Genomic DNA, 16,325 nt, shown 5'->3' with positions numbered 1-16,325 from the left:
AAATAGAATAGGGTTTCCCCTATTCTATTTACAAATTCCAAGAAGTTTTACAAAGTCAGAGTATTCACTAAAAAATATAAGGATAGCTAATCCTAAAATGGATGATGATAGAGAGAGCCATAACCAATACAATCCTTTTTTAAAGTTCTTCATTTTATCAAAGCAGATCTCAGAACAGATCCAATGGTTTTCCAGAATATCATTCTCCGTGAAGCAGTTAAAATCATTATCATCATGTAAACTCCTATAAGTTAATTTAAATTCATCTAGATTTGCATGGCTGCTTTTGATAGATGAAAACGAAATTATAGATTTTGTTTTAGATTGCTTGAGATTTGGAGAGAAAACATTTTGTATATATTTAAAGAACATAATCCAAGGGATTAATATCAGCCCTAAAATTGTGCACGTCAGCGTTGGCTGTATTACAGTTTTTTCATCTGATAGTACAGAATAAAATAATGTTGAATATATTCCTAGAAATGCAAGTCCAGCAGCTAAGCAAAACGATGATTTTTGGTCTGCAGCTAAAATGAAACTGTCAGTCCTTCTCAGACCTTCAAGTAGCAGTTGAGTTTTTTCTGACATGTAAATGATCCTTTTTTATAATTGCTGAAGTTATTATCAAAATAAAATTTCCTGCTCGTTAATTGTATCATTAAAGCTGATGGTTTTACTATTGTCGTGTTGATTTTTATTTGTATCTGAACATATCAAATGAATGGGAATAATCAATAACATACATTTATTATTGGGTTATGTATTATGAGAGGGTTGTTTTGTAATTAGAGCAACATGCTGCGCTTATTGCACCCTACCTGTTTCGTTAATTTGCTGGGGTGGGGCGGCTGAGCGCGGAGCCTTGCCAAAGCAACCAAAGGGGCGATCTGCGTCCCGATTCTTCTTATGTCCCCGCTTTATATCGCCGCACGCTGTCTGGCGCAGCCTGATTGTCTGCTGAGTCACTACTAACACTCCTGTTTCGTCACCCTTATCAGGCCGGGCAGAAAAAGGCCACGTTTACTCATACCTCGCCGCTTCCCAGGCGTGTATCGCCTGTTTGCGGGTCTCGCCCCAGTGATAGCCGCCGAGTTTGCCGTTTTGCTGGATGACCCGGTGGCAGGGGATCATCAAGGCGACGGGGTTGGCGCCCACCGCCAGACCCACGGCGCGGGCGGCCTTGGGATTGCCGACGGCGCTCGCCACCTGGGCGTAGCTCACCACCTTGGCGGGCGGGATCTGCAGCAGCGCCCGCCAGACGCTGATCTGAAAGTTGGTGCCGCTCACGTGCAAGGAGATGGGGCGATCAGGCGCCTTGCTGCCATCGAACATGGCGTTGATGACCCCTTGAGTGCGTGATGGCGCTTCTTGCAGCCTTGCCTCAGGCCAGCTGTGGGCGAGGGCGGCCAGCGGCGTCTGTGGAGTCTGGTCATCGAGAAACGAGAAGTTGCACACCCCCCGCGGGGTGAGGGCGACGAATGCCTGACCGAAGGGGGTGTCATGCACCCCGTGATCGATAACCAGCCCGGCCCCGCGCTGCTTGTACTCGCCCGGCGTCACCGCTTCGAGCTGCACGAAGTGATCGTAGAGCCGCGAGCCGCTGCTCAGGCCCAGGGTATCGGCCACCTCAAGCAGTGGGCGCGACTCCTGCAGCAGCACCTTGGCCCGCTCCAGGGTCAGCACCTGCAGATAGCGTTTGGGCGTCACTCCGGCCCAGCGGCTGAACAGCCGCTGGAAGTGAAAGGGACTTAAGTGAACGTGCGCCGCTATCTCGTCCAGAGTGGGCTGGCGCTCCACCTGACTTGCGATAAAACGGATGGCATCGGCGATGCGGGCGTAATCAGACATAAGGCGCTCTCACGATAAGTTTGCGGTCGCAGTGTGTTGGGGGCGACAAGGTCATGTGCGACAAATTGATACCCCACCATCGGCCAGCAGGGCAATGCCGGTGGTAAAGCTGGATGCATCGGACGCGAGATAAAGGGCCGAGCGGGCGATCTCCTCCGGTTGGGCCAGCCGTTTGAGGGCATGCATATTCTGCACAAAGGCGAGGCTCTCTGGCGTATTGGCAAAAGCCCGCCCCATGGGAGTGTCGGTGCCCCCCGGCAGCAGGGCGTTGACCCGAATCCCTTGTGCCCCATACTCGGCGGCCAGCACCCGGGTCAGGCCGATGAGGCCCGCCTTGCTCGCGGCATAGGCCGCCATGCCGGGCAGCCCCAAGGTATGGCCGACAAAGGTAGAGGTAAAAATAAGCGAGCCGCCGCCACGCGCCAGCATGGCGGGGATCTGATACTTGGCACCCACAAAGGCGCTGGTGAGGTTGGTATCCAGCGTTTCCTGCCACTGCGTCAGCTCAAGCTGCTCTACGCTACCCGGCGTGCCTGTGGTACCGGCGTTGTTGAAGGCGATATCGAGCCCGCCGAAACGGGTTAGCGCGAGATCCACTAGGGCGCGGGCGTAACTCTCGCTTTTCACATCTCCCGCCAGACTCACCGCCTGGCCCCCCTCATGGCGGATCTCCTCCACCAGCAGATCCAGCTCGGGTTGGCGGCGGGCACCGACGACGACGCTGGCCCCTTCACGGGCAAACAGGATGGCGCTGGCGCGACCGATGCCGAAGCTGGCGCCAGTGATAATGGCGACCTTGTTGGACAGTAATGACATGGCAGTTCCCTCGCTGAGTGTGTTGTGCGCCAGATTAAGAGGCGCACAAAGTTGGCAGTGGATTGGAACCCCAATAGGTTCCAACCGACTTGGGTTTGGCCCCCACTATGGCAACCACTCCTTGCTGGGACGACCCGAATCTTGCTCTCTTTCTCTCCAACTTGTTTTGCTACATGTCGATACAGGCCTTTGCGGCAACAAAAGGGGCGAACTGCGCCCCGAATTCTTTATAATGCCCCCCTTTAAAACTGCCGGCTCCAGGTGCGGCGCGCCCTGTGTGCTGCAGTGAGGGGCGAGAGCCCCGGCGCCATGGTGGCTGCGTGCATCATCAAGCCCGCCTGGCAGGGCATTGACGGCGATTGCAATCAACAGACACGCTCCTGGATCAATAGCCCGTCATCTCCAGATAGCCGACCCCCTTGGCATCCCCCGAGACAGAGACAGCTCCCTCCCAGTAGTCAAAGCGACCTGTCATGGCCTGATTGGGCTGACGGGCTTTGATGGTGAGGCTCATTCCGGCGGCGTTTAGCTGCCACTCGACGGGGTAATTCTGCCCCTTGGGGCCGCGCCAGGTGTTGCCCGGCGTAAGGCGAATCGCGTCAGGGGCGAGCACCCGGCTGCTGCCGTCGCGCTCAATCAACATGCCGTAGCGGTTCTCAGGCTCAGTGCGTCCCGATTTGGTGCGCAGGCGAAACAGCATCAGCTCGCGGCCATCGTTCAACTGGAGCGAAAACCAGTCCCAGCCCGATTGCCACTCGGCCAATACCGAGCTGCTCCACTCGTGATCAAACCAGCCTTGTCCGGTGACGGTGCGGGTCTCACCATCGCGGATCAGCGTGCCGCTTAAATGCAGGCGCGGGTAGGAGTAGTAAAAGGAGGCGTTGCCCGGGCTCTTCTCGCTGTAACCGGCCTTGCCTTGCAGCACCAGCGGCTTGGCGGCAGTGACGGTGAGGTTCAGCTCGCCAATCTTGCTCTGCACCTTGAGGGTGGCGGGGAAGAGCGCCGCTCCTTGCGAGGCAAGCCGCCACTCCCTGAGCCAATATTGGCCGCCGCTGGTCCCCGCCAGCCCCGGCCCCTGCCGACTGGCCCGTTCATCTTGCTGGTGGCTGCCACGCTCGAGATCCGTGATGGCAAATTGGGCCAGCCAGAGTTGGGGGGTGAGCCAGGGGTTGCTGGTGCGGAGTTCTTGCTCGATAGCTTGGCGAAACAGGGTCCACTGCATGCCATATTCGCGCCCCTGTTCATCCTTGAGATTGCCGGTGAGATACCACCACTCGGAGCGGTAATCGAGGTGGGCGGCGTGCTCCTCCGGCAGTTTGATGGTTTGCCCCGGCAGCACCTTTTTAAAGTTGTCGTTGCCGCCGCCGAGCAGGGCGCCCAGATCGCTGGCCTGCGAGCTGCCAATCATGGCAATCAGCGGGAGCAAGAGGGTGGCGAGCCACAGGGGCCGTAAGGAGGACAAGATCCCCCTCACCCTGGCCCTCTCCCGAAGGGAGAGGGGATGGTTCAATGCCGCACTCAGCTCTTCTCTGTGCTGAAGAAGGGGCGGAGAGAGGGAAGTGGTCGATGGGAGCTTCAAGCCATGGCTGAGCCAGTGCGCTAACCGATATTTCATACCACTCTCCTTGCCGCATACCAGGAGGCCAATGCGCCACAGACTGGTGCCAGCAACAGGGCGGTGACCGCATGAAGGGGGGCGGCCTCGAAGGCGAGGCGCCAGCCAAAGGCGCGGGGGTTGACCACCTCGATCAGCACCCAGGCGAGGCCATACCCCACCGGCAGGGCCAGCAGGGCGGTGAGCAGCCCCAATCCCGCCCCTTGCCACACCAGCAGCTGGCGGCAGTGGCGAGGGCTCAAGCCCAGACTCTGCAAGGTCTGCAGCTCGCCACGGCGCGCCAACCCCAGCACCATAAAGGCCGAGCCGATGCCGACAAAGGCGATGCCGAGGATCAGCAGTTTCAATAGTTCGGTCACCACAAAGGTCTGGTCAAACACCTTGAGGGCCGCGCTGTGAATGGCGGGGGCGGAGAGCAGATTGAGCTGCTCGCCAAAGCGCTCGCGCAGGCGATCGGCCAACTGCTCGGGGTCGTTGCTAAAAAGGGCGAGGGATTGCACCGCTCCCGCCTCGAAGGCGTGCAGGATCTGCCCCTTGTCGCTGCCGTAGTCCTGATAGACGCCGGTGACGGTGAACTGCCTTGGCCCCTGCTCGCCGCTGATTGCCAATGTCTGGCCCACCTTGACCCCGAGGCGCACCGTCAGCGGTTCGCTCGCCAGCACCTCGTCAGGGCGGGTTGGCCAGCGTCCGGCCAGCAGCGGATAGGCTGCTTTAAGCTGGGGGATAAAATCCATCTGCGCCCACTCGATGGGCTGCCCCCGCCAGCGGGCAGGGTGCACCGAGCGGCGCGAGGCGGCGCTTACCAGCGGGTTGGCGAGCAGGGTCTCGAGGGTGGCGTCGCTCAAAGTGCCCTTGTTGCCCGCCACCCCCTTGGGGGCGGTGACATAGAGATCGGCGGCCAGACGCTGGCCGAGCCAGATCTCCACGCTTGAGCGAAAGCTCGACACCATGACTCCGATGCCGATGGCCGCCGCGATGGCGAGCTGCAACGCCATCACCGCGATGGCGGTGCGGTCGAGATGATAGAGGGTCTCAGCCACCCCGAGCCGGGCGGTGAGGGGGCCGCCCGCGCGCCGTCGCAACCAGCCAAGCAGGCCGCGCAGGGCATCGGGCAGCCAGAGCGCCATGGCCAGCAGCCAGCCGCCGGCGATAAAGAGGGCGCCACTCAGACCCGTTTTCGGCAGCCACAGGCAGAGGGCGCACAGCAGCAAGATGGCGATGGCCAGCCCGCGCCGTCGCCACGGGTGAGCGGGGGGACGGCTGCTCCCGGCTCGCAGTTCGAGGGGGGATTGGCGCAGCAGTTGCCACCAGCCGGGCAGGTTGGCGGCCAGCGTGCCGAGCAGCCCGATCAACAGCGCCTTGAGCAGGCTCACGGGGGAGAGGCGCAACAGGTCGATGGGGTTTGGCCCATAGAGATCGGCCAGCGCCTGGGTGAGCTGCCCCATCAGCGCCAGCGCCAGCAGGCTCCCCAGCAGCACCCCGAGCAGGGTGCCGATGGTGGCGAGAATAAGTAGCTCCAGGATGAGCCAGCGTAGCACCCGACTCGGCCCCATCCCCAGAATGATCAACTGGGCCAGCTGGGGGCGGCGCACGCTCTGGACAAATCGCTGGGCGTTGAACACCAGAAACAATCCCACCGCCATGGCGAGCAATGAGAGCGCCGTCAGATTGAGGGCCAGCGCATCGCCAAGCTGGCTGGCATCGAGCGCCGGGCTGATGGGCTCAAGCCACAAGGGCTGGTTCGGATAATCGGTTTGCAGGGTGGCCTGCAGGGTGCGAGCTTCTGATTCGCTTAGCTTGAAGACGATGCGATCGAGCCGACCCGCTTTATCCAGCAGCGGCTGGGCGAGGCCGATGTCGGTTATCAGCAGCCGCTCCATGGGCACGGCGCCCGGTTCGAACGTGCCCGCCAGTGTCAGGGTCAGGGGGCGGGCGCTGGCGCCATCGCTGCCGCCCAATACAAAGCGGCGGCTCTGGCCCGCTTGCCAGCCAAGGCGATCTGCCTCGGGGGCCGCCAGCCAGATGCTGTCGGCGCGGTTTAAGGAGAACGCGGGCTCGCTCTCCCGAGTGGCGCCAAACAGCTGGCGCAGGGGGCCGGGGTTGAAGAGATCCATCCCAAGCAGTTGAAAGCTGCGCCCCTCTTCATCCTTGAGCCAGCCATGGATCTGGGGCATGGCATTGAGGGCGGGCTGGCTGGTCACCAGTTGTACATAAAGCTGTTCATCCAGCCCACCAGCGGGGGCCAGCCGGTAGTTGGCTTCCCCTGCCAGCTGGCTGCGGGCGGCGACGAAGTTGGTGCTGGCGCTGTGATTGAGCAGCTCGATGGCCACCACCAGCGACACTCCCAATACCAGCCCGGCCAGACTCATCAGCAGCAACCAGGGGTGACTGCGATAGAGGCGCAGCAGCGCTTTGAGTGGCAGCATCAGCGTGCCTCCGACAGACGCAGTTGCTGTTTAGTCATGACGGGGCCCCTTGAGCTCGATAAGTTGACCCCCTTCGAGGCGTAGCACCCTGTCGGCCAAGGCAGCATAGGCCGGGTTGTGGCTCACCAGCAGCAAGCCTGCGCCGGTATCGCGCACTGCCGCCACCATCAGCGCCATCACCTGTTCGGCATTGTGCTCATCGAGGCTGCCGGTGGGTTCGTCGGCGAGCAGCCACTGGGGCTGATGGATGAGGGCGCGGGCCAGTGCCACCCGCTGTCGCTGACCGCCAGAGAGCTGCTCCGGCCAGGCATGGCGCTTGTGGCTCATATCGAGCCGATGTAGCAACTGGTCAATCTTTGTCTCATCCGGTGGCAGAGCGTTGATGGCGAGCGGCAGTGCCAGATTCTCGGCCACGTTCAGGGTCGGCAGCAGGTTGAAATCCTGATAGACGATACCGAAATGGCGGCCCCGCAGGCGCGCCCGCTCGTCGGGTGAGCGGTTGTCGATCCGGGTCTCCCCCAGCCAGACCTCTCCTTCATCCGGCGCAATCAGCCCGGCGATTAGATTGAGCAGGGTCGATTTGCCGCAGCCGCTTTGGCCCAGCAGCAGGGTGGTCTCGCCAGCGGGGAGGGCGAGATCGAGATGGTGGAACAGCGGCAGTCGTTCACTGCCGTTATCGAAGCTCTTGCAGAGGTTGCGCAGGGTCAGCATGGGATAACCGTTTGATGGTCAATGGCTTTCATCATGCTTGGTACGCTAGCACGGCCAGCATTGATCAACACCCCTTACGGCTGATCAAGAGTGCCAGTTAGTGATCAAGGCGGCAAAAGAGCAGTGGATCCTCGCTGGATCCCGCTTGCCCGAGGTGGTTAGAATAGGGGCTTCCATGGGTCACAGGATGAGCAAGGATGTTACACAAGCAAGTCAGTTTTATCATCGATAGCAAGGGCAACAAGCAGGCTGCCGTCGTCCCCATCGAGATCTACAACGAGCTGATGACCCTGCAAAAGGCACTCTCCGACAACCGGCCGGGGGAGCGCGAGCTCTACCACTTCAATGGCAAAGGGGCCGAGGCCCACGGTTATCCGGTGGGCAAGCGGCAAAATCCGGGTTTTATGGTGCTGGCCGGTTCCACCGCCAATGGCGAGGATGCCGCCTCCCTGCGTGAAGCTGTGATCGAGCTGCGTCACGAACTGCTGGAGAAGGGGGTCATAGTGCCCCGCAGTCAGGGCGGATTTGTCTTTACCGCCGATCAGCTGTTCAACAGCCCGAGTCTGGCGGCCAGTCTGGTGGCGGGCAACAACCGTAGCGGGCTGGATGCCTGGCAGAACAGCGCAGGTTATACCCTCAAGCAGTCGGGTTTCGGCAAGAAATAATCCCGCGTTTTGACAGCACACCAATTAATCGTTAATTGACCTGGATGAATTCTTCTTTTCATCCAGGTGCTAGCATGGTTGCCAGACGGTTCTAAAAGGAAGAGACCATGTCTGCGCTCACCCCTGTTATGTTGCTGCTTTCCCTGTTTATCCCTCCCGCCCATGCCAGTAGTGGCCCTGTTCTGTTGACATCCTCCGCCATCGGACTTTTTTGTGTCGGATTGTTTGTGCTGGCCTACGCCCTGGTGATGGCTGAAGAGTATCTGCAACTGCGCAAGTCCAAACCCGTGCTGGTGGCCGCCGGGGTGATCTGGATCCTGATCGGTATCGCCTATGCACAGCAGGGGATGAGCCCTGTCGCCGAGCAGGCATTTCGCCATACCCTGCTGGAATATGCCGAGCTGATGCTGTTCCTGCTGGTGGCGATGACCTATATCAACGCCATGGAAGATCGGCGGCTGTTCGATGCCCTGCGCGCCTGGCTGGTGCGATCCGGCTTTCACCTGCGCACCCTGTTCTGGTTGACCGGTGGGCTTGCTTTTTGTATCTCGCCGGTGGCAGACAACCTGACCACTGCGCTATTGATGTGCGCTGTGGTGTTGAAGGTGGCCAACGGTGATCGGCGTTTTGTCAATCTTGCCTGCATCAACATAGTGATCGCCGCCAACGCCGGAGGGGCGTTCAGTCCCTTTGGCGATATCACCACCCTGATGGTGTGGCAGGCGGGCAAGGTGCAATTTGGCCAGTTCTTCACCCTGCTTATTCCCTCCCTGCTCAATTTTCTGGTGCCCGCCATCCTGATGAGCCTGATGGTGCCGCGTCATGTGCCGGAGGCTGATAACGAGGTGGTCGATCTCAAGCGGGGGGCCCGTCGCATCGTCGCGCTGTTCTTGCTGACCATCATCACGGCGGTGCTATGCCACAGTTTCCTCCATCTGCCACCTGTACTGGGCATGATGCTGGGGCTCGGTTATCTGCAGTTTTTCGGCTTCTATTTGCGCAAGTCGCTGCCGCGATCCCTTGCCCGCAAGCGTGCGCTCTATGAACGCAATGGCGATGAGGTGCGGTTGCGCAGTCTGGGCTCTGTGGTGCCATTTGATGTGTTCAACAAGGTGGCCAAGGCGGAGTGGGATACCCTGCTCTTCTTCTACGGGGTGGTGATGTGTGTCGGTGGGCTGGGCTTTATGGGGTATCTGGAGCTGGTGTCACACTGGTTGTATGCCGGTGGGGATCCCACTATGGCCAACATCTTCATCGGGGGCTTGTCGGCCATCGTGGATAACATTCCGGTGATGTTTGCCGTACTGTCGATGAACCCGGACATGGCGCTGGGGCAGTGGCTGCTGGTGACCCTGACCGCCGGAGTGGGCGGCAGCCTGCTCTCCATCGGCTCTGCGGCCGGGGTGGCCCTGATGGGACAGGCCCACGGCATGTATACCTTCTTTGGCCACCTGAAGTGGCTGCCTGCTATCTTGCTTGGTTATCTGGTGAGCATAGGGGCGCACCTCTGGCTCAACAGTGCCCAGTTCTGAACGTCTTGGCGCCAGTACGAAAAGAGGCTTCCGTTGACGGAAGCCTCTTTCGTTTTCCTGACAGGGGGGAGGGGGATCAATCGCCTCGCTTGCCGGTTAGCAGCCAGTAACTCAGGGTGGAACCCACGCCGCAGCAGGCGATGGCGATGGCCATGGGCAGTGGCGAGTGGGGCGGATTGAGGTTGACCAGAATGCCGACCAGGGCGCCGATGCCAAAGCGCAGGGTGCCCGCCAGTGCCGAGGCGGTGCCCGCAGATTGCGGGAAGTGGCCCATCAGGCCGGTCATGGCGTTGGCGCCCACCAGACTGATATGGCCGACAAACAGTACCACCGGAATGACGATGCCCCACAGGCCGCCGGTCTGGCTCCAGGCGTTGTAGACCAGCAGGGCGCCCGCGCAGGGCAGCACCAGCAGGCCGTATTGCAGCATCCGCTCGGCGCCCACCCCTTTCACCAGTCTGCTGTTGACGAAGGTGACCACCATCATCAGCAGGATATTGAGGCCAAACAGCCAGCCGTAGTGCTCGGTCGGCACCTTGAAATACTCGATATAGACGTAAGGGGAGCCGCTTAAGAAGGCGAACATGCCGGAGCTGGAGAGGGAGCCGCACAGCACGTAACCCATGGCGCCGCGATGGGAGAGCACCCCCCAGTAGTTCTTGAGGATCTGGCCCAGATTAAGGGGCTGACGGTGCTCGGGTTTCAGGGTCTCCTGAATTTTCCACTGCATCACCAGACAGATCAGCAGGCTGATCCCCACCAGCAGCCAGAAGATCACCCGCCAATCGGCGTGGGCGCTGATATAGCCGCCCACCACAGGGGCTACCAGCGGCGCCAAGGTCATCACCAGAATGACGAACGACATGGCGCGAGAAAACGCATCCTTCTCGAACAGATCGCGCAGCAGGGCATTGACCACCACCGAGCCCGCCGCACCGCCCGCTGCCTGCAACATCCGATAGGCCAGCAATTCGGGCAGGGAGTCCGCCATGGCGCAGCCCACCGAGGCGATGGCAAACATCACCAGCCCCGCCAAGATCACCGGCTTGCGGCCATAGCTGTCGGCCAGCGGGCCGTAGAAGAGTTGGCCGATGGCAAAACCGCCCAGAAAGGCGCTGATGGTGAGCTGGGCACCGTCGATGCTGGTGGCTAGATCCCGAGCGATGGCCGGAATGGCGGGCAGATACATATCCACCGCCAGCGGGGTCAGACCCGCCAGAGCGCCGAGCAGGATAAACAGGAAACGGGGAGAGAGCATGGTGGCCTGGGGGGACTGTGCGTGGGGCATAGGGTATCCGCTGGTGAACCTTGGTTGAAAAAGGGAGAAGGGCGAGTCTATCAGGTTTGCCCCCGCTCGGCATGACGTTCCTACCCCCTCAAAAGGGGGGGGGGGGGTCCGATCGCTCAGGCACCTTGGGGATCACGCTTGCGGTCATGTCGGCGCGCTGCGCGGATCACTCCCCCCAGCCAGAGCAGCCAGGCCAGCAACGAGATGGCGTAACCGAGCCGCTCCGGCCAGCGGGCGGTGAGGGTGAAGGTGAGGCTGTGTTGTCCGGCGGGCACCCAGACCTGCACCAACCCGTTGCGGGTGCTGCTGACGCTCAGCGGCAGGCGCTGGTCGAGCCTTGCCTGCCAGCCCGGGTAATCAAACTGGTGCAGGACCAGCTTGGCGGGTGCCGGGGCATCCACCGTCAATTCGATATGACGAGGCTGCCAGCGCTGGATCTGCCAGTTCACCCCCTGATGGTCGCTGGTGATGGCGGGCTGGAATTCCTCTTTCCAGGCCAGCAGGGTGGGGGCAAACATGCCGCGTGGCACCTGCTTTGGTCGGTATTCGCGGGCGCTGCGCTTGCTGTCGAACTCCCCGTCGAGCTGACTCTTTACGGGAGCCTGGGTGAGCGGCGCCTCGCGTACATAGAGTCCCTGCGAGAGCAGGGTTAGGGCAAGCAGTAACCACCAGACCCACTGCCACGGGCGATAGGTGGGGGTACCCAGCGCCACCACGGCGACGGTAGCGATGACCAGCAGAAGATTGAGGCGCCAGGGAAATTGCACCAGTTGCAACGGAGTGAGCAGGCGCCACAGGGGCTCGCTTGGAGGCAGCATCATCAGAAAGCTCAGGGTGCCAATGACCCCCCAGAGCAGCAACTCGGGATGGCGCGGCTCGCGGGCGGCAGCCCAAGCTACCAGTAGCAGAGCCAGGGTGAGCAGCGTCAGCCAGGCGAGATGGCCGCGAAAGCGCCAGTCATCACGGCTTTGGGGCAAACGATCGAGAAAGTTGCGCTGAAATTCGAACATGCCGGTGCGCATCTGCTCCATGGAGATCCCCCCCTGATCCAGCAGAGCGGGCAGCAGCAACAGGCTGGCCATCGCCAACCCCCAGAGCTGGCCCAGCAGGGTGCCGATAAGCGGGGCGGCGGTGACAGGGACACTGACAAGCGTTGTGCTCCCCTTGTAGCGCCAGACCAGCAGCAGGCTGCGCAGGGTGAGCAAGCCCAGAATGAGCAGGGTGCTTGGTAGATGGGAAAGCGTCAGCATGGAGACGGCCAGTGCGAGCAGCAGTAGCGCAAAGGGGGCGCCGCGGCAGAGTCGATCCTGCGCCAGCAGTGCCAGCGGTGCCCAGACGAAGGCCCAGCTCTCCGCCAGGGCAAAGCGGGCGTAGATATCGATGGCCAGATGATAGGGCAGCGCCATATAGAGCAAACTGGCCGCCAGCGCCCGTCCGTGGCCGGCAAAGGGGCGCAACCAGAGATAGGCAAACAGGCCGGAGAGCCAGAGTGCCACGCTGCTGCTCCAGAGCAGCGGCGTCATCGCCTCGTGGGCCAGTGGGGTGGGGCCGGCGAACAGGGCGCTCACATAGTAGGGCAGGGGGGGATAGAAGAAAAAGACCGGGCTGCCGAAGGCGCCGTTCATCTCCATCAACCAGCGCGGATAGAGCTCACCTTGCCACAGTTGCACGGCAAAGAAGTGACCGGAGAGCAGGTGGTGAAACAGATCATGGCCCTGACTGCCGCCGCGCAGCCAGAATGGTAGCAACAGGAGGGCACAGGCCCCGGTCAGCACCGACAAAACCCACAGCCACTCTCTGGTTACACGCATAAGGAGACTCGTCTGTTATGGATGCGCTGTGAGTGTACCCGAGTTGTTCCCCTCTTTTTTAGTTGCCTTGGCGGATTTTTGTGCTCTTTATATGTTTCTTGTCACTTTCCCCATGGGTTGTCTGCCGCGAGGGAATGGCGAGCCAGAGTCCGGGCTCGGCGGCAAAGCGTGGGGCAAACCAGTGCTGGCGCACCGCGCTGGGCATTTCGTTCGCGGCGATGGGGCGGCGACTGAGGCGGCAGGCTCCCCGAGAGAGCGCCAGCGCCGCATCCCCCTTGTACCAGCCATCGGTGACGGCCAAGGCTGTGGTCTCCCGCAGCAGCCGCACTCCCCACTGGGTCACCAGCGCCGGGCACACTTTTTCTGCCAGTTTTGCCGCCTGCACCATGGCGGGCGGACGGGGCAGGGTGAAGGTTATGCCGAGCAGCAGCAATCCGGCGACCACGACCACCCCCTCGCCACGGCGCGGCAGCCAGCCTGCCAGCAGCACGATACCGAGCAGGGTGAAGGGGGCCAGATGGCGGGGATTGTCGGGATTCTGGCCAAACAGGGTCCAGAGCAGCAGGGCGAGCCAGTAGAGCGTCCAGAGTGGGGAGAGGGTTGCAGCTTGGCCTTTTGAGCGTTGCCAAAGCGGCAGTACCAGCAGCGCCCCAACAGCCAAGGGCCAAAGCGGAGTGAGCTGATCGTTGAAAGTGCGCGCCCAGCTCAGCAGCCGATCGCCGTGGGCCGCCGCCGTGTTGCCCCAGAGGGTAAAGTGGCCGTTGGTAAAACGCCGCCCCTCGCTGAAATAGGCCCAGCCATCGGCCTGCCAGACAAACAGCAGGCTGATAAGCCCCACCAGCGCGATAGGGAACACAAATCTGACGCGCGTTTCCTGCTGTGCCAGCCCGAGCCACAGGGGCAGCAGCACCAGCACGAAGTAGGAGGGGCGCAGGGCCAGCATAAGGCCCAGTAACAGACCCGCCTGCGCTAGCTTGCGCTGCTGCAAAGCCAAGAGCGCGCCCAGCCAGGCTGCGAGTGCCGGTCCGTCCGAAAGGCCGGAGAGCGCCAGGGTCGGGGTGAGCGGCAGGGCCAGCACCAGCAGCCAGATGGGGGCAAGCAGGCTGGGCCGTTGCCATAACCTCACCGCCAGCCAGGCGGCGAGCGGTGCCAGCAAACTGCTACCCAAGAGGCTTGCCCACTGCACCGCACGGGCGGGATCGTCTACCGCCAGATTGATCAGCCGCGCCAGCCAGATAAAGGCGGGGTAGCCCGGAAAGTGGGGGGAGAACTCCAGCACGCTAAAGCGCGTTACCCCATGGGCAAAATTGAGGGCATCGTCGGAATCGAGCGCCACCGGAAAGGCCTGTAGCCAGCCAAGCCAGGCCAGTTGCAGCAGAATGAGCAGCCAAATGGTGGTGGAGCAGAGGGAAGCCAAACGCCGGGCCGTTGCCTTCCCCCCCATCCCCAGCCCTTCTCCCGCCAGGGGAGAAGGGGGCAAACCGGCGTTCGGGTGCATCTATCGGCAGGCCGTGCGTAGGGTGGGTAGAGCGCAGCGAAACCCACCGTTTGTCACAGCGAGGTGGCACAATGATTGGCAGGTTGCCATCAAAGCGGCGCCAGCACGGCCATCAGCGCTTTTTCCGCTGCGGCAAAGGCGGCGGGGTCGGCGGGCTTGGCGCCCACCCCGAATACCCCCGGGTTGCCGATGGCATCCAGCACCCTGGCCAGCGCCTGTTCGGCCGCCTTGCGATCCCCTTCATTGAGTGATGGGAGGATCAAGTCGAGGAAGCGCTTGCTCTTGACCACCAGCACCTTGGCGGTCTGGTAGTCGCCAAGATTCTGGCTGGCCCCTTCGAGGCGGCGCTCGATCTCCGCCTTGTAGGCCCGGTTGAGCAGGGCTGCGGTGGCGGCGGCATCTTTGGCCTTGATGGCGGCGGCCAGCGGCCCTTGCAGCTCCACCTTGTGGTGCTGTTCCAGATAGGTCAGCTCGTCGGCAATCTCGCTCAAGGTGGCGCTGGCATCCTTGCCGTCAGTGGCGGCGCCCAGCAGCGCTTCGCGGGCGTCGATCAGCGGCTCCTTGCCGGCGGCGGCGTAGGAGTAAGCCTGCGCCTGCCCGCAGAGGGTCAGCAGCAGGGTGAGGGCGAGTAAACCCGGGCGGATAGTCATCCTGTTCTCCTTACTTATGCCAATGGCGCGGCCATCAGGCCACGCTCTGGGTTTCGATCACGGTATTTTCGTTGCGATGGTTAAAGATGGCGTGGCGTCGGTCCACCCCGTCGATCACCATGTCGGCCGCCATCATCCCCATCTCCATAGCGGTGTCGGTGAAGATATAGCGGAATGTCCCCTGACGGCCGGTCATGATGAGGTTTGTGATGGGCATCAGCGCCTTGATGGCTTCGTTGCGGCGGGCCTGATAGCCGAGATCCATCAGCGGATAGGCGTACTCGCTGCGGGCTTCAAAAGTTTCATCGCCAAGCTTCTGGGTATCGACGCCGAGGCTCGCCAGATCAGCGGTAACCCGACTGCGCAGATCAGAGAGCGGTGCCTGCCAGGTGGCATCCCCCGGATTGCAGGGGATCTCCAGCATCACCGATGTCTGACCCTGGGGCGCCATAAAGGGGCTGCGGCGGCGCGGCTCCTGCAGGCGGGTGGCCAGAATGTGGGGGTCTGAGAGGTACTGCCAGGTGTTGTCCGACAGGTTCTCCTGCTTGAGGGGCATATTGACGAAGCGAAGCGACCGGTATTGGAGATCGCACGGCAAGCCCAGATGCTGGCAGGTGAGCGGCAGCGGCAGGGTGGAGATCACCTGATCAAAGCGTTCGCTCTGCTCCACGTCATCTTGTTTCCAATACACCTGTTCGATGCGGCCATCGGCCTGCTCAAGGCGGGTGATGGTGGCGCCGGTTTTCAGCTCAACGCCCTCTGCCACCAGTCGCGCCCCCAGAGTAGTGAAAATTTGGCCGAAGCCATATTTCGGGTAGCGGTATTTGCGGGCATAGGTGCGCACCGAGATACTGCCGTTGCGTCTTGGCAGCAGGCGGCGGGCCACGTCTTTGAGATCGATCAGGCTGATGCGCTGACCGGCCCAGTCGGCGGAGAGCTTGTCCGGGTTGATGCCCCAGAGCTTGCCGGTGTAGCCCTCGAAAAACTGGCGGTAGAGGGTGCGGCCGAAGTGACTCTGGATCCACTCGGCAAAGCTCGCCTTGGCAAAATCAGCCGGCTTCTTGCTAAAGGGCAACAGCAGCAAGTCTTTTACCGCACCGGCCATCAGGGCCAGCGGCGCCGTCTTGAGCAAGTTGGGCAGGTTCAGGGGGTAGTCATAGGTGCGCCCGCCAAAGCGGATCACGCTCTTGCGCTCGGCGTGGAGCAGGTCGTCCCCCATCAGCTCGTCGATAAAGGCGAGCAGCTCGGGGTTCTTGGTGATAAAGCGGTGTCCGCCGTAGTCGAAGCGATACTCCCCATCGCGCCCCTTGAAGGTCTGGGTGGCGCACATGCCGCCGACCACCGGCTCCTGCTCGAACAGGGTGACTGCAAAACCGGCGCTGCGCAGGCGCCAGGCAGCCATCAGACCGGCGGGGCCGGCGCCCAGCACCGCAATGCTTTTCTTGTTGTTATCGCTCATGACCTA

13 protein-coding genes are annotated in these 16,325 nt (G+C 61.5%); 2 read left to right on the top strand and 11 right to left on the bottom strand.

The features are described 5' to 3' along the window. Positions 1–24: 24 nt before the first annotated feature. From G5221_RS02325 to G5221_RS02300, 6 genes are all read right to left on the bottom strand, one after another. A complete protein-coding gene (locus G5221_RS02325; protein ID WP_288727628.1) occupies positions 25–588 on the bottom strand; it encodes a hypothetical protein in 564 nt (187 codons plus the stop codon). Between the two features lie 432 nt (positions 589–1,020). Beyond that, positions 1,021–1,848, bottom strand: a complete 828-nt coding sequence (locus tag G5221_RS02320) for a bifunctional transcriptional activator/DNA repair enzyme AdaA (RefSeq protein ID WP_421262735.1) — start codon at positions 1,846–1,848, stop codon at positions 1,021–1,023. Positions 1,849–1,899: 51 nt separating this feature from the next. Further along, entirely contained in the window at positions 1,900–2,664 is a 765-nt protein-coding gene (locus tag G5221_RS02315; protein ID WP_421262734.1) for an SDR family oxidoreductase, read from the bottom strand. Between the two features lie 385 nt (positions 2,665–3,049). Beyond that, positions 3,050–4,090, bottom strand: a complete 1,041-nt coding sequence (locus G5221_RS02310; protein WP_421262813.1) for a lipocalin-like domain-containing protein — start codon at positions 4,088–4,090, stop codon at positions 3,050–3,052. Positions 4,091–4,275: 185 nt separating this feature from the next. Further along, on the bottom strand, positions 4,276–6,705 hold the full coding sequence (locus G5221_RS02305) for an FtsX-like permease family protein (RefSeq protein WP_421262733.1): 2,430 nt from the start codon (positions 6,703–6,705) through the stop codon (positions 4,276–4,278). A gap of 30 nt (positions 6,706–6,735) precedes the next feature. Further along, positions 6,736–7,416, bottom strand: a complete 681-nt coding sequence (locus G5221_RS02300) for an ABC transporter ATP-binding protein (RefSeq protein WP_245094692.1) — start codon at positions 7,414–7,416, stop codon at positions 6,736–6,738. A 197-nt stretch (positions 7,417–7,613) separates the two neighbouring features. Between G5221_RS02300 and G5221_RS02295 the strand changes: the two genes are divergently transcribed. Together G5221_RS02295 and nhaD are read left to right on the top strand one after the other, a co-directional pair. Beyond that, positions 7,614–8,081, top strand: coding sequence for a DUF4357 domain-containing protein (locus tag G5221_RS02295; protein WP_005333716.1), 468 nt, complete (start codon positions 7,614–7,616; stop codon positions 8,079–8,081). Between the two features lie 107 nt (positions 8,082–8,188). Then, positions 8,189–9,613 carry a sodium:proton antiporter NhaD gene (gene nhaD, locus G5221_RS02290; protein ID WP_319920031.1) on the top strand — a complete coding sequence of 475 codons (1,425 nt, stop codon included), beginning with the start codon at positions 8,189–8,191 and terminating at the stop codon, positions 9,611–9,613. Positions 9,614–9,689: 76 nt separating this feature from the next. Here the strand turns inward: nhaD and G5221_RS02285 are convergent, their stop codons facing one another. From G5221_RS02285 to G5221_RS02265, 5 genes are all read right to left on the bottom strand, one after another. Further along, positions 9,690–10,901, bottom strand: coding sequence for a Bcr/CflA family multidrug efflux MFS transporter (locus tag G5221_RS02285; protein WP_201936403.1), 1,212 nt, complete (start codon positions 10,899–10,901; stop codon positions 9,690–9,692). A 116-nt stretch (positions 10,902–11,017) separates the two neighbouring features. Then, positions 11,018–12,712 (bottom strand): hypothetical protein, encoded by a 1,695-nt coding sequence (locus G5221_RS02280; RefSeq protein WP_421262732.1) that lies wholly within the window; start codon positions 12,710–12,712, stop codon positions 11,018–11,020. Between the two features lie 58 nt (positions 12,713–12,770). Continuing rightward, positions 12,771–14,099 carry a hypothetical protein gene (locus tag G5221_RS02275; RefSeq protein WP_421262812.1) on the bottom strand — a complete coding sequence of 443 codons (1,329 nt, stop codon included), beginning with the start codon at positions 14,097–14,099 and terminating at the stop codon, positions 12,771–12,773. 200 nt (positions 14,100–14,299) lie between these two features. Continuing rightward, positions 14,300–14,860 carry a hypothetical protein gene (locus G5221_RS02270; RefSeq protein WP_421262731.1) on the bottom strand — a complete coding sequence of 187 codons (561 nt, stop codon included), beginning with the start codon at positions 14,858–14,860 and terminating at the stop codon, positions 14,300–14,302. A gap of 34 nt (positions 14,861–14,894) precedes the next feature. Further along, positions 14,895–16,319 (bottom strand): FAD-dependent oxidoreductase, encoded by a 1,425-nt coding sequence (locus tag G5221_RS02265; protein WP_421262730.1) that lies wholly within the window; start codon positions 16,317–16,319, stop codon positions 14,895–14,897. Positions 16,320–16,325: the final 6 nt, after the last annotated feature.

The organism is Aeromonas sp. 602200 (assembly GCF_049173895.1).
Lineage (GTDB): Bacteria > Pseudomonadota > Gammaproteobacteria > Enterobacterales > Aeromonadaceae > Aeromonas > Aeromonas veronii_A.
Note: the sequence above shows the minus strand (reverse complement) of the source record. Positions and strands in the feature narration are given on the sequence as shown.